The organism is Bartonella sp. HY761, from assembly GCF_026743145.1.
Classification (GTDB): domain Bacteria; phylum Pseudomonadota; class Alphaproteobacteria; order Rhizobiales; family Rhizobiaceae; genus HY038.
Map to the genome: position 1 here is coordinate 357,259 of NZ_CP104887.1, position 18,429 is coordinate 375,687.

16 protein-coding genes are annotated in these 18,429 nt (G+C 40.8%); 8 read left to right on the forward strand and 8 right to left on the reverse strand.

Annotated features, from left to right (window positions below; all coding sequences use genetic code 11):
- Positions 1 to 26 precede the first annotated feature (26 nt).
- The 3 genes from N6A79_RS01435 to N6A79_RS01445 all read right to left on the reverse strand — a co-directional run bounded on the left by N6A79_RS01435 (position 27) and on the right by N6A79_RS01445 (position 3,184).
- On the reverse strand, positions 27 to 1,046 hold the full coding sequence (locus tag N6A79_RS01435; RefSeq protein WP_262079579.1) for an ABC transporter substrate-binding protein: 1,020 nt from the start codon (positions 1,044 to 1,046) through the stop codon (positions 27 to 29).
- A gap of 58 nt (positions 1,047 to 1,104) precedes the next feature.
- Positions 1,105 to 1,971, reverse strand: coding sequence for an ABC transporter permease (locus N6A79_RS01440; protein WP_268546693.1), 867 nt, complete (start codon positions 1,969 to 1,971; stop codon positions 1,105 to 1,107).
- A 442-nt stretch (positions 1,972 to 2,413) separates the two neighbouring features.
- Positions 2,414 to 3,184, reverse strand: a complete 771-nt coding sequence (locus N6A79_RS01445) for an ABC transporter ATP-binding protein (RefSeq protein ID WP_182418575.1) — start codon at positions 3,182 to 3,184, stop codon at positions 2,414 to 2,416.
- Between the two features lie 107 nt (positions 3,185 to 3,291).
- Between N6A79_RS01445 and N6A79_RS01450 the strand changes: the two genes are divergently transcribed.
- Entirely contained in the window at positions 3,292 to 3,966 is a 675-nt protein-coding gene (locus N6A79_RS01450; RefSeq protein WP_262079582.1) for a response regulator transcription factor, read from the forward strand.
- Positions 3,944 to 5,329: a sensor histidine kinase gene (locus N6A79_RS01455; protein ID WP_268546694.1), complete on the forward strand. Its 1,386-nt coding sequence runs from the start codon at positions 3,944 to 3,946 to the stop codon at positions 5,327 to 5,329. The genes N6A79_RS01450 and N6A79_RS01455 overlap by 23 nt, the downstream gene beginning before the upstream one ends.
- Before the next feature lie 476 nt (positions 5,330 to 5,805).
- Here the strand turns inward: N6A79_RS01455 and N6A79_RS01460 are convergent, their stop codons facing one another.
- Positions 5,806 to 6,363, reverse strand: coding sequence for a hypothetical protein (locus N6A79_RS01460; RefSeq protein ID WP_268546695.1), 558 nt, complete (start codon positions 6,361 to 6,363; stop codon positions 5,806 to 5,808).
- Positions 6,364 to 6,527: 164 nt separating this feature from the next.
- Here N6A79_RS01460 and N6A79_RS01465 point away from each other — a divergent pair, with 164 nt between their 5' ends.
- Entirely contained in the window at positions 6,528 to 7,553 is a 1,026-nt protein-coding gene (locus N6A79_RS01465) for a threonine aldolase family protein (protein WP_268546696.1), read from the forward strand.
- Positions 7,554 to 7,620: 67 nt separating this feature from the next.
- Here N6A79_RS01465 and N6A79_RS01470 read toward each other — a convergent pair whose 3' ends face one another.
- Entirely contained in the window at positions 7,621 to 8,679 is a 1,059-nt protein-coding gene (locus N6A79_RS01470; protein WP_268546697.1) for a 2,3-butanediol dehydrogenase, read from the reverse strand.
- A 724-nt stretch (positions 8,680 to 9,403) separates the two neighbouring features.
- On the opposite strand from N6A79_RS01470, the gene carB reads away from it, so the two are divergent.
- Positions 9,404 to 12,892 (forward strand): carbamoyl-phosphate synthase large subunit, encoded by a 3,489-nt coding sequence (gene carB, locus N6A79_RS01475; protein ID WP_268546698.1) that lies wholly within the window; start codon positions 9,404 to 9,406, stop codon positions 12,890 to 12,892.
- Positions 12,893 to 13,137: 245 nt separating this feature from the next.
- Positions 13,138 to 13,671 (forward strand): O-acetyl-ADP-ribose deacetylase, encoded by a 534-nt coding sequence (locus tag N6A79_RS01480; protein WP_268546699.1) that lies wholly within the window; start codon positions 13,138 to 13,140, stop codon positions 13,669 to 13,671.
- 66 nt (positions 13,672 to 13,737) lie between these two features.
- Here N6A79_RS01480 and N6A79_RS01485 read toward each other — a convergent pair whose 3' ends face one another.
- Together N6A79_RS01485 and N6A79_RS01490 are read right to left on the reverse strand one after the other, a co-directional pair.
- On the reverse strand, positions 13,738 to 14,448 hold the full coding sequence (locus N6A79_RS01485) for an RlmE family RNA methyltransferase (protein ID WP_182418583.1): 711 nt from the start codon (positions 14,446 to 14,448) through the stop codon (positions 13,738 to 13,740).
- Positions 14,445 to 15,875 (reverse strand): Ppx/GppA phosphatase family protein, encoded by a 1,431-nt coding sequence (locus N6A79_RS01490; RefSeq protein WP_442784265.1) that lies wholly within the window; start codon positions 15,873 to 15,875, stop codon positions 14,445 to 14,447. The genes N6A79_RS01485 and N6A79_RS01490 overlap by 4 nt, the downstream gene beginning before the upstream one ends.
- An 827-nt stretch (positions 15,876 to 16,702) precedes the next feature.
- On the opposite strand from N6A79_RS01490, the gene N6A79_RS01495 reads away from it, so the two are divergent.
- The 3 genes from N6A79_RS01495 (at position 16,703) to N6A79_RS01505 (ending at position 17,863) form a co-directional block, all read left to right on the forward strand.
- On the forward strand, positions 16,703 to 17,269 hold the full coding sequence (locus N6A79_RS01495) for an HdeD family acid-resistance protein (RefSeq protein WP_262079598.1): 567 nt from the start codon (positions 16,703 to 16,705) through the stop codon (positions 17,267 to 17,269).
- A 161-nt stretch (positions 17,270 to 17,430) separates the two neighbouring features.
- Positions 17,431 to 17,628, forward strand: a complete 198-nt coding sequence (locus N6A79_RS01500) for a hypothetical protein (RefSeq protein ID WP_268546701.1) — start codon at positions 17,431 to 17,433, stop codon at positions 17,626 to 17,628.
- On the forward strand, positions 17,618 to 17,863 hold the full coding sequence (locus tag N6A79_RS01505) for a hypothetical protein (RefSeq protein WP_182418585.1): 246 nt from the start codon (positions 17,618 to 17,620) through the stop codon (positions 17,861 to 17,863). Before N6A79_RS01500 ends, N6A79_RS01505 begins: the two co-directional genes overlap by 11 nt.
- Before the next feature lie 17 nt (positions 17,864 to 17,880).
- Here the strand turns inward: N6A79_RS01505 and N6A79_RS01510 are convergent, their stop codons facing one another.
- Positions 17,881 to 18,414 (reverse strand): hypothetical protein, encoded by a 534-nt coding sequence (locus tag N6A79_RS01510; RefSeq protein ID WP_268546702.1) that lies wholly within the window; start codon positions 18,412 to 18,414, stop codon positions 17,881 to 17,883.
- Positions 18,415 to 18,429: the final 15 nt, after the last annotated feature.

Below are 18,429 nucleotides of genomic sequence, written 5' to 3' on the forward strand. Positions count from 1 at the left end.
GAAGAATTAGCTTGGGGCTTTTTTATTTAGCTGCCATCGCGTTCATGTAAATAGGGAACAAATAGATCTTTCCAGTCATTTGGTTTTGTCTTTATTGTACCTGAAAGGCCTAAAAACTCAGCAAAGTTCATAACATTAACTGGTGTTGTCGAAAATTTGGTATCCGGATCATTAATAATTGCGAGTATTTCATCCTTATCAATTTTTACTTTTGAACTATTGACAAAAATTTCCGCAGCAAGCTCTTTATTTTCTGCAATAAATTTATTGGTTTCGTCTAATGCGTCGATAAAGGCTTTGGTTGTTTGCGGATTTGCATCAACAAAGCGTTTAGGTGCATAGGTTACGTCGAGAGTGAGGTTGCCTACATAATCAACTGAGTTAACCACCCGATGAATATGGTCTGATTTGATTTCAACTTGTTGGAATGGTGGTGAGGTGAAATGGGCAACAATTTCTGTCTTCCCAGCGATTAATGCAGCCACAGCCTCAGGGTGGGGAAGTGCAACGGTTAATGGATCAAGTTTTGCATAATTATCATGGCCAAATTCTTTTGCTGCAATCATCTGTAACACTACTGCTGCAAGCGATGTCTTTATGCCTGGAATGGCAATTTTATCGCCTGATTTAAAATCGCTTAAGGTTTTGATATGATCACGATTGGTATTTAACCAAAGCGAGGTCGCACTCAAAGCACTTAAGCCGATTACCTCAACATTAGGGATACCACGAGCTTTTGACCAAAGGGTAATAAAACCCGGCGCGCCTGTGCCTGCAATGTCAATAGATCCTGCCATCATAGCGTCATTAATGACATTGCCGCCATCAAGAATAACCCATTTAACGTTTAAATCACCAAGACCTTCTTCCTTAGCCTTTTTTTCAAATATTTTTTGGTCTTGCATTACAATCAGTGGCAGATATAAAATTCCATAGCCACGCGAAACTCGCACTTCGTTTACTTCTGCTTGTGCCTTGGTAAGGCTGAATGCAATTATTAGAATAAATAAAAGCGATTTTGCCAATAATTTTATATTTTTATTCATGGTTTCCTCCCATTTTTAAATTATCGAAAATTAGATTAAAGCTTAATCAAAGCCAAACTTAATGTTGCATACCCCAGCGGCGAATAGTTTTACGTTCAATCCATGCGAAAATGATATTTTCAACAATGAGGCCAATGATAATCACCGTAAAAAGACCGGCAAAAACGTTTGCTGTTTCAAGTTGGTTGCGGTTTTCGTAAATAAACCACCCCAATCCGCCAGATCCCGAAGAAGCACCAAACACCAATTCGGCTGCAATTAATGTGCGCCAAGCAAAGGCCCAACCTACTTTTAAGCCAGTTAAGATAGATGGAAATGCCGCAGGTATAAGGATTAAACGCACCAATTTTAAACCTTTAAGCCCATAATTCATGCCAACCATCTTGAGTGTTGTGGAAACAGAGCGAAAGCCAGCATGGGTATTTAGGGCAATTGCCCATAAAACTGAATGAACCAAGACAAAAACAATACTGCCTGTACCAAGACCAAACCAGATAAGCGCGAGGGGTAAAAGCGCAATGGCTGGAAGTGGGTTAAACATTGAAGTCAGTGTTTCCAATAGGTCCGAGCCGATACGCGAGCCAATTGCTAATGTGGTTAATAAAGCGGCTAATATAATACCTATACCGTAGCCAATCACTAATGTTTGCAAAGATGACCAGGTGCGTGCTGGTATTATGCCGTTCATAATATTTTCAATGAAAGCATGTACCGTATCAATAAAGGTCGGGAATAAAAGTGGATTATTCAGCCATGTGCCATAGGCTTGCCAAATAGCGGCTAAAATGACCAAAATAAAGGCTTTTCTAACCGCACTTATTTTATAAAGTTTTTCAAATAATGATAATTGTTTTTCAACTTCGGGAATACCTACCGGTAATTCCGTTTCTATTCGTTCAGGGCGTATTAAGATGGAATTAGACATAAATTTCCTCCCAAAGCAATGCAAATGCTAGAGTGTTTCCCGTGAAAGTCGGGTCAACTTTTGCGTTGGACAATGCGACAAAATAATTAGAGCACGATATTGCCTCAACAATAAATAGACGTCCTCTAGTACCAAATGAAACCTATTTGATCGTGCGGTTAACTTCAATATTTTAGCTAGGGTCAGGACCTGTTAATTTAAATGAAATGGCACAATAAACAGCAAAAATATACAAGGAGGAAAGCGAAAAGTGGGTGGTATACCCAGTTAAGCTTTACGACGCAGTAGATTACAGCTGTTTTTGTGTCCTTTCAGGATATGGTAAATTTTCGCGATAACTTTGTCGAAGCCCCTTGAAAATATTTATATTTCCTGCGGCTCTTCTCCTTGTTCTCACAAAAATTTCCTCATACCATTTCGTTCAAATTAATAGGTCCTGACCCTAATGCACAAAAAGCATATCATTGATACGCGCTTCAAGTTTTCCTTGTTCATCTGTTCCTAATAATTCTGCCGGAATACTATTTAACTCAGCTTTTACTTGGCCAGGATGAGCGGAAAGAAGTAGGATACGTGTGCCAATGCGGATTGCTTCCTCGATTGAATGGGTAACAAAGAGCACAGTAAATTTTGTGTCCTCCCAAAGGCGCAGTAATTCATCTTGCATTTTACGCCGTGTTAATGCGTCAAGGGCCGCAAATGGTTCATCCATCAGCAAAATTGCCGGTTCCATTGCCATGCCGCGTGCAATAGCAACGCGTTGTTTCATGCCGCCTGACAATGTATGAGGATAGGAGTCGATGAATTTATAAAGACCAACTTTTTCAATGTAAGAAGTGGCGCGTTCGTCAGCTTCTTTGTCATTCAATTTGCCACTTGCCGTGAGTGCAAATTTAACGTTTTCTCGTACTGTTTTCCAAGGCAATAATTGGTCAAATTCTTGAAAAACCATCATTCTTTCAGGACCGGGGCCGGTTATTAATTGGTTGTTGAGCTTAATTTTCCCCTCTGTTGGTTTAATATAGCCGCCAACAGCTTTTAACAATGTTGATTTGCCACAACCTGATGGTCCTAATAGAATAAATCTATCTGCATTAAAAATATCAAAGCTTACTTTCCAAGTCGCTGTAACCAGTGTGTCAGGCGTCTTATATTGTAAAGTTACGCCATCAACCGACAATAGCGGTTGCAGCGCTTGCGCGTTATTTGACATTGAATTCTCCTCCTCCGATAAGCGTTGACCACTATTGCAAGGCCATGTTATCGAATTAAAGAGCATAAATTAGAATACTGACTCTAACCTGACATTGAGGTTCAAGCGTGCGACTTTTGGTTGTCGAGGATGTTAGCGATATTGCCATTGCTGTTCAAAAGCATTTTCAATTGAGCGGCCATGCCGTTGATCTTGCATACAATGGCAATATTGCATGGGATTATCTTTGTGTTCAAACTTATGATCTTGTTATTCTTGATGTTAATCTTCCAGAGTTGAATGGTTTTGAATTATTGAAACGTTTACGCAGCCAAGGTAATTCGACGCCTGTTTTAATGCTAACGGCTCGCTCCGCCATTGGTGATAGGGTAAGTGCTTTGGATCTTGGTGCTGATGATTATTTGGTAAAGCCATTTGATTATCTTGAGTTAGAGGCGCGGGCGCGGGCATTATTGCGCCGTGCTAAAGGACAAAGCCAAAATCTTGTTCGCTTTGGAGCCTTAGCAATTGATACAGTTGGGCGCATTGCAACGATTGATGATATTCCTTTAGAACTCACGAGCCGTGAACTGACTATATTAGAAATATTGGCAATTAGAAATGGTCGCTTTATTTCTAAAGAGGAACTTTTGGAGCAAATGTTTGGTTTTGACCGCACACCACAAATAAACGCAATTGAACAGTTTATCCGGCGTTTGCGGTTAAAATTGGCCGATAGTTGTATAGAAATAAAAACCACACGGGGATTGGGGTATCAACTTGCGCATATTCAAGCACTTTAATTCGCTAAAGTTACGATTTTTAGGTGTTTTAATATGCATTGTCATAGTTGTAACCGCTTGTATTTGCTTTTTTACTTGGCAGTTTGCTTTTGTTACATCAAAACAAGCTTTTGACCGTATTTTAACCAATGCAGCAATTCAAATTGCCGAAAATATTTATACTCAAGGTAAAGTAATAACGCTTGATCCGCCTGCCGCAGCGCTTGGATCTTTGTCGCGCAATGATTTGGTGTTTTATAAGGTTGTCGATGCACGTGGTATAACCGTTGCAGGCAGTGCTGATTTACCGCGCGCTGGTACGCTTGATGATATCCAAAAATCCGTGGTGTTAAAAGATGGCCAATTCGATAATATGGCGATACGCATCGCGTCTATTGGCAAGCGCCTGACAATTGATGGCATACCACAATGGGCTGAAATTACCGTTGGCCAAACCACCCATGAAAGAGATGAGCTTGCATCATCCATGGCGACCAAAGCCTTTATCATTATTTTTATTATGAGCTTTTTGATCATTTGCATGAGCTATTTAGCTATTAGTTATGCATTGTCACCTTTGACAAAAATCGGCAATGAAATACAAAATCGTCTACCTGAAGATATGAGCGCCATTAAATTTGATCTGCCGATAGAGGTTAAGCCTTTTACGCAAGCTTTAAACGATTTTTTTCAACGGCTTTCCAAGCGCATGGTGCGAATGCAGCGCTTTATTGCCGATGCTGCCCATCAGATAAAAACCCCATTAACCAGTTTGGATGCTCATGCAGAAATGCTGTTGCGAAAAAATACTTCGCCAGAACTTCAAACAGATTTAAGGGAAATGCGGGTTAAAATAAAAGCTCTTTCAAGGCTATGTCACCAAATGTTGGGACGAGCAATGGTCACCCATCGCTCGCAAAATCAAAGTTTTAGCGAGTGCGATCTTGTTGCGCTTTGCAAAACAACTTTGGTGCAAACAGTTCCCCTTACATTAGAACGTGAGGTTGCAACGGCTGTTTATCATCATGGTTTTAAGCAGTTAAAAATTCTATGTGACCCAATCACACTTTGCGAGGCTATATCCAATCTAATTGATAATGCGCTAAAGCACGGGGCACATACTCGCTTAATTCTGACAATTGGTAGTGATGAGGAGGGGGCATGGATACGTGTTTCTGACGATGGACACGGTATTTTTGAAGGCGATTATGAACGCTTATGCTTACCTTTTCAAAAGGGGGGCGATCATTTTGGTAATACTGGTCTTGGATTGACGATCGTACGCGATGTTGTTGAAGCGCATCATGGGCGATTGCAGTTTTCTTCCAATGATGGCATGTTTCATGTTGCGATTAATGGGTTAAAACTAGCTAATGAAATGTAATAATCTGTAATTCCCTTCGATTAAATTGATAGATTTAAATGAAGAGTGATGTCATTTATAGTGAATGGACAATAATAGCATACCTGCATATAGTTAATGTGGAATTATAACCTGATATCGATGATGTTAAGAGCAATTTTCTTGAAAATATTTCATAAATGGAACCATCTTATATTGTAAAGTAAGTGATTTATTTTATGAACTTCTAAAATTCAAAAAAGCTGCCGTTTAGCGATTAATGGCGATATTGATAAGCCAATTCCAATAAAAATATGGCTTGATGATCCAAATTGGCGCCCAGAAAATTGGAGTGGAAAATGGACAAAATAAGCCTTATCACAAGACGCCAAGCAATTTTAGGCGTGATTTTGTAACCTTAAATTATTTAAGCTAAATGTCGTGAACCAACCAATACAAACATTAAGACATCATATGTTTAGAAAGGTTAATTGGTCTCAATACCATTCATATGATGTTTAATGTGTTTTTTCACGCGCAAAGTTCAGCACTGTTTCAAATGGTTTTGGTAATTTAACACGTTTTGGCATAACAAAATCTCCATTGATGCGAATGGCATATCGTGTCGATAGTTCCTCAATTACGTCTTGGGTTAGTTGTTTGTAGGTGGATAAAACTTGCGCAAAAAAAATATCTTTTTCAGCAAGAATAGAAAAATCACTACTTTTATAAATGCACTTGTCTACTTCAATAAGGCAACGCTCTAAAAGGGGGGCACAAATATCTTCGTAATTGTAAACCATATTACGATATTGCTCCTTGATGGGATAAAAATCATAATCGGCTAATGGGTAATCCATGCGTATATTGCCAAGATAATTTTTAATAAAGGCAAGTTTTTGTTTGGTTTTTTCATTAAGTTCCTCGCTTACTGCATCGCCAAAAGCTGCAATTTGGCTTGGTCTTTTATTGGGAAAATAAATACCACCTTTGGGCGAAAAATTATAATTACCAACTTTATAAGCGTCGAAAAATAGCTCAATATCTTTTACAACTTGTTTTAATAAAATAGTCATGCTGAGCACCATTTTGACAAGGGGTTTTATTTTTTATTTCTGTTATTATAATAGTGACCAAGAATATTATAGTGTCAATCTATATTGATGAATTTGTCCATAGATGGTTGCTTGGCTGTTGGGATCTTTTCACTTTGCTCTTAACCAAATTTATAGGTAAAATAATGCTCAATTTTAGCTCTGATTATTTAGAAGGCGCTCATCCGCTTATTTTAGAAAACCTCATGAAAACTAATATGGAAAAAACGCCCGGTTATGGCCTTGATCCCTATAGTGAAAAGGCAAAGCAAAAAATTAGAGACATTTGTAAAAAGCCTGATGCAGAAGTTTATTTTCTTGTTGGTGGCACTCAAACCAATGCAACGGTGATTAAGGGTTTTTTGCATTATTATGAAGGGGTTATTGCTGCTGAAACTGGCCATATTGCGACCCATGAAGCTGGTGCTATTGAAGCTGGCGGCCATAAGATTTTAACTTTGCCCCATGAAAATGGTAAAATCAGTGCAAAATCCGTCAGTGATTTTATCGATATTTTCAATAAGGATGGCAATAATGCCCATATGGTACAACCTGGTATGGTTTATATTTCTCATCCGACCGAATATGGCGCTCTTTATAGCGCCCAAGAGTTGCAAGATCTGCATGATATCTGCAAAAAGCATAATATTCCGCTTTTTCTTGATGGCGCACGCTTAGGCTATGGGCTAGCTGCAAGAAATACCGATGTTACCTTAGAAGTAATTGCTGAAACTTGTGATGTCTTTTATATTGGTGGCACTAAGGTAGGTGCATTATTTGGTGAAGCCATTATTATTCCGCAAAAAGGTTTGGTCAGCCACTTCTTCACCTTTATTAAGCAACAAGGAGCATTGCTTGCCAAGGGTCGTATTCTTGGTATCCAGTTTGATACATTGTTTAGCGATAATCTTTATTTAAATATTGCCAAGCATGCGATCGATATGGCGGAAAAACTCAAAAAAGGTTTTGCTGACAAAAATTATCGTTTTTTCTATCAATCGCCTACCAATCAGCAATTCATTATTCTTGAAAATGAAAAAATGGCGGAGTTAGCTCAAAAAGTGATCTTTAGTTTTTGGGAAACTTATGATGATAATCATACTGTCGTGCGCTTTGCCACTAGTTGGGCAACAAGCGAAGCCGATATTGATCAATTACTCGCTATTATCTAAGTATCTTGGCTAAAAAGCGGACGCTGTCGTAAAGACAGCCTCCGCTTCAATAAACTACTTGTTTTTATTATGCTCTTGGTGCTTCAACCAAAATTTTAATCTGAGTTTTTTCCTTGACCAAGGTTTCAAAACCTTCCGTCACAATATCATCAATCTGGATTTTTTTGGTAATCAACTTGTCGGCGGCAAAATAGCCTTGCGTCATCAGTTCCATGGTAGCTGGAAAAACATCGCGATAAGCAATAGTGCCTTTCATGGTACGTTCTTTCAGTACAAGTGTATTGGGCTGAATCGCAGCATCTTTTTCCCAAATGGAAACAACGATAACCTCACCCTCATAGCGCACACAATCGATATTTTGTTGCAAAACGCTTGACACGCCGGTTACTTCAAAGGCAACTTCAACGCCTCCGCCCGATAATTCGCGGATACGCTCGGTTACATTTTCAGTCGCTGGATTAATTGCATGGCTCGCACCAAGCTCCAAAGCTTTTTTGCTGCGTTGCTCGGATAATTCTACAACATAAATTTGCGCAGCGCCTGCAGCACGTAAGGCTTCAACCACCAAAAGACCAATTGGCCCTGCACCAAAAACAACGGCCTTATCGCCAGCTCGCAATTTGCTGATACGCACCGCGTGAAGGGCAACCGCAGCGGGTTCTACCAACGCGCCTTGCTCCAATGATAGACTATCAGGCATTTTATGCACCATATGCTCGGCTACAACTGTGTAGCTCGCAAAACCGCCGCCACCACCGGAAAGTCCGTGAAAGCCCAATTCATCACAAAGATTATATTTGCCATGCCGGCAAGCATCACAATTGCCACACGATAAGATAGGCTCAACTACAACACGGTCTCCCACTTTAACGCGGGTAACACCTTCGCCAATCTCGCTAACGACACCGGAAAATTCGTGCCCCATAATAATAGGAGCTTGTTCACCACTAATTGCATGGGGTTTATCAACCGGAATAAAAATTGGTCCAGCAATATATTCATGTAAGTCACTGCCACAAATGCCAGTCCAAGCCACATTAATTTTGACTTTACCAGCACTCACCTGCGGCTCACTCACCTCTTCAACTCTAATATCCCCTGCTTTATACCAACGTGCAGCTTTCATTTTGTTTTCCTTTCAAGGTCAAACAACAACCTACTCAAATGGCTCATATGATGAAACCAATGGGTGCGTATGGGAATTTAAATTGATTCTAATACCAATTTTATGAATGTCCAGCATAATCTTCCAACATATTTCTATTGGAAGTGACGGCAATAAAATACCCATGATAAAAGGGATAAAAGTCGTGAAAGTCACTTGCTCAAAGCTTGAAGCATCGTAGCTTTTGGCTCTGCCCATCTTTGTTCATATGCGGAAAAGCCAGCATTTATAAAGAATCTTTGCTTGAATCATGAATTTGAATTGACTTAAGAACAAAAAGAGAACATAGATAATACAAATAATGAATATATGGAGAATCGAATGTCAGACCTTATCTATGATATGATTTCATTTGTATCTATTATGCTTTTTGTTGCCACCATTGGCATTTGGATGGTTGCTTTATAAAAGTAACATATTTTGTGTTTTATGCGGGTGGGGAAAGGCCATATGCAACATGCATATGGCCGTGTTAGAGCCGTAATTTTCGCAAATTGGAAATATACTCAATAATTTAGCATTTTACATTGATGTGATTTATGCGGGGAAAAAAAGCAAGATTGCATTTTGGGGGTTACTTTTCATGAGCAATTGGCATATAAAACACACTTAGCCTTATATGTTAGAAATTTATCAACCCGACGGTATTAAAGCCGCTCGGGCGTTTGCCACAGGAAAAAGCGCCATGCCAAAACGTTCTGATATCAAATCCATTCTTATTATTGGTGCGGGTCCCATTATTATTGGACAGGCTTGTGAATTTGACTATTCTGGTACGCAGGCATGTAAGGCTTTGAAGGAAGAAGGTTACCGTGTTATTTTGGTAAATTCCAATCCTGCGACAATCATGACCGATCCAGATCTTGCCGATGCAACTTATATTGAGCCAATCACACCAGAAGTGGTTGCCAAAATCATCGCTAAAGAGCGGCCAGATGCGCTTTTACCAACCATGGGTGGGCAAACTGCATTAAATACAGCGCTTTCACTCAAGCGTATGGGGGTTCTTGATCGCTATAATGTTGAAATGATTGGTGCTAATGCTGAAGCCATTGATAAGGCGGAAGATCGTGCGCTGTTTCGTGAAGCGATGAAGAAAATTGGTCTTGAAACACCGCGCTCAATGCTTGCCAATGCAACGGAAATCAAAGAAGAAGATCGCGCTATCCATGAGGCTGAGCGCGCGCGTTTACGCAGTGAATTATCGGGCGATGCGCTTGATAAGGCTTTAGATGAATTAGAGACAAAATGGCAGCTAGGTTCGGCTGCGCGCAAACAGCGCTATATCGCCCATGGTATGGGTAAAGCTGGTCAAGCTTTGGATCATGTGGGTTTGCCAGCAATTATTCGCCCATCCTTTACCCTTGGTGGCACAGGCGGTGGTATTGCTTATAACCGTACTCAGTTTTACGAAATTGTTGAAGGTGGGCTTGATGCCTCGCCAACTACGGAAGTTTTGATTGAAGAAAGCGTTCTTGGTTGGAAAGAATATGAAATGGAAGTGGTGCGTGACCGCAAGGATAATTGCATCATTATCTGCTCAATTGAAAATATCGATCCAATGGGCGTGCATACTGGCGACTCAATTACTGTTGCACCAGCATTAACTTTGACCGACAAAGAATATCAAATCATGCGTAATGCCTCTATCGCGGTCTTGCGCGAAATTGGTGTTGAAACCGGTGGTTCCAACGTGCAGTTTGCTGTTGATCCAGCAACTGGCCGCTTGATTGTTATTGAAATGAATCCGCGCGTATCGCGCTCTTCGGCGCTTGCTTCTAAAGCAACTGGTTTTCCCATTGCAAAAATTGCAGCTAAGCTTGCCATTGGTTATACTTTGGACGAGCTTGAAAATGATATTACGGGCGGTGCAACGCCTGCATCATTTGAACCATCCATTGATTATGTGGTTACTAAAATTCCGCGTTTTGCTTTTGAAAAATTTCATGGCTCATCAAATGTCTTAACCACCGCTATGAAATCGGTGGGTGAAGTTATGGCCATTGGTCGTACTTTCAACGAGTCTTTGCAAAAAGCTTTACGTGGTTTAGAAACAGGCCTTACTGGGCTTGATGAAATTTTAGTACCAGAGCATGAAGAAGGCGATGAGAAAAATGCCATTCGTGCCGCTATTGGTACGCCAACGCCAGATCGTTTGCGCTATGTTGCCCAAGCCATGCGTATGGGTTTAACTTTGGCAGAAATTCACCAAATTAGTCGTATTGATCCTTGGTTCTTGGAGCAAATTTACGCCATTGTTCAAATGGAAGAGCGTATTCGCGTTAATGGATTGCCAGAAGATCAAGAAAATTTGCGTATGCTTAAATCCATGGGCTTTTCAGATGCACGCCTTGGTACACTTATTGGCAAAAATGCTGATTTCGTTGCCAATTTGCGTAAAAATTTGGATGTTAAGCCAGTATTTAAGCGTATTGATACCTGCGCGGCAGAATTTGCTTCGCCAACCGCCTATATGTATTCAACTTATGAAGTGCCATTTGCCGGCAGCATTCGTTCAGAAGCGCAAGTATCAAGCCGTAAAAAGGTGGTTATTCTTGGTGGTGGGCCAAACCGTATTGGGCAAGGTATCGAGTTCGATTATTGCTGCTGCCATGCTGCCTTTGCGCTTCGTGATGCTGGCTATGAAGCGATTATGATCAATTGTAACCCTGAAACTGTTTCAACCGATTATGATACATCAGACCGCCTTTACTTTGAGCCATTAACCGCTGAAGATGTGCTATCTATCCTCGAAGCAGAAAAAGAAAAAGGCGAGCTTGTCGGTGTTATCGTTCAGTTTGGTGGTCAAACGCCACTGAAATTGGCAGCAGCGCTTGAAAAGGCTGGTATTCCAATCCTTGGCACATCACCCGATGCAATTGACTTAGCCGAAGATCGTGATCGCTTCCAAAAGCTTTTGGTAAAGCTTGATTTAACCCAACCTAAAAACGGTATTGCTTATTCGGTTGAGCAAGCGCGACTCATTGCAACAGAACTTGGTTTCCCATTGGTTGTGCGTCCATCATATGTCTTGGGCGGCCGTGCTATGCAAATCATTAATGATGAGCGCAATTTGCAAAACTATCTTCTTGATACAGTTCCAGAATTGGTACCAGAAGATATTAAAGCGCGTTATCCAAATGATAAAACTGGGCAAATCAATACTTTGCTTGGCAAAAACCCATTGCTTTTCGACACCTATTTGACCAATGCTATTGAGGTTGATGTTGATTGCCTATGTGATGGCACCAATACGACAGTTGTTGGTATTATGGAGCACATCGAAGAAGCTGGTATCCACTCGGGCGATTCAGCTTGTTCACTTCCAGTCCACACTTTGTCTGCTGAAATTGTTGTAGAATTAGAACGCCAAACGGCAGCACTTGCTAAGGCATTGCATGTTGGTGGTCTGATGAATGTGCAATATGCGATTAAAGATGGCGTCATTTATGTGCTTGAGGTTAATCCTCGTGCATCACGCACCGTGCCATTCGTTGCAAAAGCTATTGGCCGTCCTGTTGCAAAAATCGCTGCCCGCATTATGGCAGGTGAACAATTGGATGGTGCTTATAATCAATATGGTGGCAAGCCGATTGAACCAAAGCGCCAACATATTGCAGTTAAAGAAGCAGTATTTCCATTTGCGCGTTTCCCTGGTGTTGACACTTTGCTTGGGCCAGAAATGCGCTCAACTGGTGAGGTTATGGGGCTTGATTATGATTTTGCTATGGCTTTTGCCAAAGCACAGCTAGGTGCTGGTGTGGATCTTCCTCGCTCTGGTACTTTGTTTGTTTCTGTGCGTGATAGCGATAAGGCGCGGGTACTAAAACCAGTCAAACAATTGGCAGCCCTTGGTTTTTCTATTCTTGCTTCAAGCGGTACGCAAAAATTCTTGAGCGAAAATGGCGTGGAAGCTACTAAAATCAATAAGGTTTTAGAAGGCCATCCGCATATTGAAGATGCCATTCGCAACCGTCAGGTGCATATTATCTTTAATACTACCGATAGCCCAAGTGCGGTATCCGATTCCAAATCGCTTCGTCTTGCTGCGTTGTTGCAAAAAGTACCTTATTACACCACCATATCTGGTGCTGAATCAGTGGCTGAAGCAATTGAAGCCTTAAATGCTGGCTCACTTGAAGTGCGCGCATTGCAAGAATATTTTATTGCATAAGCTTAATTTTAGCTAGGGGGTAGCTTCCTAGCTTTGACTTGAGACTAAAAGAGCCAAGCATTTGTTCATTGCAAATGCTTGGTTTTTTATTTTGGTCTTTTTATTTCTGGCGTGTATGTTATGGGCAAGAGTTTTTAAGCAATGACTTTTTGACATAATAATTGGTTGTTGCAATTAAAGCATCTTTAAAGTCAAATTGATGCGGCAGCTTTGCGTTAAACAGAAAATGCAATGGGGGAATGAAAATGGTGGCAGATTTAAAAAAGCGGATTGAAATTTGTGTTGCCAATATTACGACATTGAAAGTTGATGCGATTGTAAATGCTGCCAATAGCTCATTATTGGGCGGTGGTGGCGTTGATGGCGCAATTCATCGCGCTGCCGGGCCTGAGCTTGCGCTTGAATGTCGTATGTTAAATGGCTGTAAAACGGGGCAAGCAAAAATAACTAAAGCCTATAAATTGCCTGCACAATTTGTGATCCATACGGTTGGGCCGGTTTGGCAAGATGGTAATCATGATGAGCCAAAATTGCTGAGGGATTGTTATCAAAATTCATTTTTGCTTGCCGAAAAACACCAATGCCAAACAATTGCGTTTCCGGCAATTTCAACCGGAATCTATCGCTTCCCAGTCTTGGCTGCTGCTAAAATTGCTATTGAGATAATAGGCAATTTGATGCAAGATCATGAAACACCACAAAAGGTTATTTTTTGTTGTTTTTCAAATGAAGTGGCACAATTATATGAACAAGCTTTGGAAGATTATTCGAAAAACTAACCTGCAATAAAAAGATCGCTTTAAAAGGCGATCTCTTTTTTAATTAAATAGATGTAATTTAAAAAATCAGCCTTTAAAGTCACGAGCGAGCAAATAAAGCTCCACCGACTCGGCACGTGATGCTGGTGGCTTAACATGGTGGACAGATTTAAAGTTTTTCTTCAACATGGTAAGCAACTCATTTTCAGTGCCACCTTGGAAGGTTTTGGTTAGAAAGTGGCCGCCCGGCCTTAGCACTGAAATAGCAAAATCAGCCGCAACTTCACAAAGATGGGTTGTCCGCAAATGGTCGGTGCGGCGATGCCCAGTGGTTGGCGCTGCCATATCTGATATGACAAGGTCTGGTTTGCTGCCAAGCGCATCAAGTAGTTTTTGCGGTGCATCATCATCAAGAAAATCCATTTCCAGCAAAATAACCCCGCTTAATGGATCAACATGCAGATAATCGATACCAACAACACTAGGCGCTTCTTCGGTGGAGCCCACAAGATCGGCTGCAACTTGACACCAACCACCTGGTGCTGCGCCAAGATCAATAACTTTCTGGCCTTTTTTGAGTAGTTTATAACGGTCGTTAATTTCGATCAGCTTATAAGCCGCGCGTGAGCGATAGCCATCAATTTTGGATTGATGCACGTAAGGATCATTAAGATGGCGTTCAAGCCAACGGCGTGATGATTCCTTGATCGTGCCGGCTTTCTTTTTAACCCGATTAAATAATTGCCGACTACCGGCACCACCTCTACCACCGGTTGTTGTTGGTTTGCTCTTTTTCATTTGTTATTTACCTTATCATAATGGTTTTGTCGGCGCGCAAATCGGCTTTTGCGCCATGCGCCGCTATGCGACATAAGTTCGGTTAAAATACCCTCGCGTAAACCGCGATCGGCAACGCGAAGGCGGCCACTTGGCCAAATATCGCGGATGGCTTCAAGAATGGCGCAGCCTGCCAAAACAAGATCGGCGCGATCTGCACCAATGCAAGGATTGGCAACCCGTTCGCTCATATTCCATGATAGAAGCTTTTCAGTCATTCTATCAACCTCATTGCTTTGCATCCACATGCCGTCAATACGGCGGCGATCATAGCGCTCAAGTTTAAGATGTATGCCAGCAAGCGTGGTAACAGTGCCAGAGGTGCCGAGTAAATGGAAGCCTTGACTATTGACCAATGCACCAAGCTTTTCGCGCTCATTGAAATTGGCAAGCAAATCAGTGACATGCTTTTTCATGGCATTAAAATCATCGGCGGTTACCGTTTCACCACCAAAAAGCTCGGCAAGAGTAACAACACCAACCGGCAGGGATGTCCAAGCAATAATATGATCGGCAAGGCGCGGTGAGCGGCGATGCGAGACATCAATCAACGCAATTTCAGACGAGCCACCACCAATGTCAAAGAGTACGATGGCTTCTGTTTCAGGTTCCACCAAAGTGCCACAGCCTGATACGGCAAGCCGTGCCTCAGTTTCACGGTTGACAATTTCAAGCGCAAGTCCTGTCTCACTTTTAACGCGGGCAATAAATTCTTCACCATTTTGCGCAGAGCGACAAGCTTCGGTTGCAATAAGCCGTTGATGGCTAATATTGCATTGTGATAATTTATTGGCACAAATTTTTAAAGCTTCAATGGCACGGTTCATTGCCGTTTCGCTTAGATTATTGTGGCGGCTTAGACCCTCACCAAGGCGTACAATACGCGAAAATGCATCAATAACTCGAAAATAGCCTGGGCGCGTTGGCGAGGCAATCAGCAGGCGGCAATTATTGGTGCCAAGATCAAGCGCCGCATAAAGACCATTATTGCGCGTTGGTTTGTCATAATGAGTATGGTTAGGTAAGCCCTCTTTGAGTTTGGTGAAAGTTTGATTGTCAGCACCTGCAAGCCCAACTTGCTTTTCAAAGCTACGATTGTTTTTTGTGTTATTGCTTTGCCTGCCACCATGGCGCTTTAAATGAAACTTACGATAGCGGCGTTCAGGTGTTGGATCTTTTTCATTGTTTTCGATCGTTTTAGCGCTAAAGGGCAAAACAGCACTATTGCTTTTATTTTTAGTTTTGGCGCAAGGCTTATCAGCCTGTCGATCCTGACTATCCGCATGCGTGATAGGTGGCTGTAGAGATTGATTAGCGCGCGCAATAGTCGAACGTCTACGCCGGCGCTTTTTATTGGGCGTAACAGTCGTTTTACCTTCTTGCGCCATTTTGGTCGCAAAGGGCCTATTGGTATTATCCGTTATAGGACTATTGGTATCTGCCACTTTACTGCTAGCAGCCGTGACACCATTACCTTGTAGGTTTTGGCCATTTAAGTTGGCATTACGCGATTTTTGTCGCCTTCTTGCCCGCTTTTTTGTCTTAAAAGGGCGTACACCATCATGAGATGATTGCTGCGTAGTTAAACGCGAGCTATCATCATTTAAAGTATTGACGATAGCTTTTTTATCAGCTTCCATATCGTCACCAGCCCCCCGTACCGGCTTTTTATAGCCTTCATGTAGCGGAGTCATCATCTATTCCTTGTGAGCGCTACACAATCATTTAAGCATTCTCAATCGGGCTAGATTAAAGCCTTGAATAACAATTGCTTAATATAAGGCACAATTTTAAATGGATAAAATTGAGCTTGAGAGGAGCACTTAATATTTTACGTTGCCATTAATGTAACAGTGCTTTGACAATTTACCAATAGGTAAATGACATAATCTTGATTTTTTTGATGCTAAACTGTGCGTTTTTTGATTTTGATGCAACAATAGCTGTCTAAATAGCAAATTTCAGCAAAATCACCAATAAATGATAAGACCATTATCAGGTTACCGCTTGATTTAGTTTGATAGCGAAATTGTGATAAGTGAGAGGCTTTTGTTTCAGCAGTTTTATTACTATATATTGAATATAAATAGAATTGTGGGAGCAATATTTATAACTAACCTAGAACAAAATTAAAAAATTTATTTAACTGAAAAAGAAAATTTAAAATGCCTGTGATGATTAGTTATTATTACATGCTAATAAGAAGGAAAAATCCATGTCTTCATTTAATTCAAGAAATAACATGCCTCCCCTTCCTAATATTGGTATTAAATGGGGCTGGTTTTTAGCGCTTGGTATTGCGCTTTTAGTGATAGGTTTCATTGCAGGTGTTTATACCTTGGCAGCATCTGTTGTTGCAGCCTTTTATATTGGTGCTTTAATGATATTTGGCGGTGTCGCCCAAATTTTCCAAGCTTTTAGTGTTAAGGGTTGGGGGCAGTTCCTGTTGTGGTTGATTGCCGGTATCATTTATTTGCTTGCTGGGTTTGTTTGTTTTTATAATCCTCTTGAAGCTGTTGTTGTCTTGACCTTTGTGCTTGGCTTCTTCCTTATCTTATCCGGGGCTTTGCGTATTGTGATTGGTTTCCAAAATAATGGCATCACTGGATCTGGTTGGATTATTCTAGCCGGTGTGCTTTCTGCGCTTTTGGGCCTTATGATTCTTATTGGTTGGCCTGCCAATTCATTTTATATTATTGGTATTTTCATTGCCATTGATCTTATTTTCCAAGGATGGGGCTGTATTGCATTTGCGCTTGGTTTAAAAGCTATTCAGAAATAAAAGCTTTTTAAAAAGACAGGTTTAAAGCAGGGCTTGAAGCAGGATTTTAAATCCATTCAGCTCTGCTTTTTTATTTTAATCATCTTCACATTATAGCCAAACTGCATTACCTTAGAACTACAATAAATATAGGTAATTGCAATAAATATGGGGAAGGCTTTATGAAAATTACAATTGAACTTGATGATATGAGTGCAAATGGCTTAAGAGCATTTAATGATAAGGAATGTAAGGGTTGCTCAATCGAAATGGCAGCAAGCCAACTCCTAGCTAAGACACTAAAAGAACTGGGCTATGTTACCGATATTGCTCAAACAGGAACAATGCCGGAGAATTTGAATTCATCGAATGACGATTGATCATAAAAACCAAAAAAGCACTGGACAGCAACATTCAGAAAATGCTGGCCAAAGCTATAAAGATATCGGGCAATTGCCAATCAAGCAGGTGAAAAGACGCTTTTTTTTACTGCTTACATTGGCATTGGTTCTTATCGCCGTATTGGTGTGGTTAACGCTTGCGGTGTTAGAGGCTAATAATATTGAACCGTTCGGCGAATTAGCAATATTGCTAACTTCATTTATAGTTGTTTGATTATTAGAATTTTTATTTTACCTTTTAGGTGCAATTAAGTTTAATAAAATCTTGCGCCAGCTATCATAATGTTCAACTGGTAATCCTTTAAAAGGTGAACAGCGATTTAAAGCGGCTTTTGCAGTTGTCGCCATAATTTTTTGTTGTTTTTCATCGCCGCCAATTGGTGTTATTTTTGCTTCACCCATAATCGCACCATCGCGATCAAGCTCCATTTCTACTTGAACACTTAAACGCTCAATACCATCACTGCCAAAGCCTACTGGTAGGCTCCATATATGGGACATACAGCCTTGAATAATTGATCCAACGGTTTGAGCAAGATTGGCTTTGTTATTGCTACTAATTTGCTCACCAAAGCCTTGTTTAATCACATCTTGCATTGTATTTGGCGGTTCTGGATAAATTGGACGCTTTGAAATATTGTCTTTCAAAGGCAAAGAATCTGCAACCAGATATGATGGGGTTGACGCTGATTTTTCAGCATATGCAGCAGGTTGAAAAATTATGAGCGTAAAAAGCACATAGGGAAAATGTTTCTTAAAAACCAAAACTCAACCTCCAAT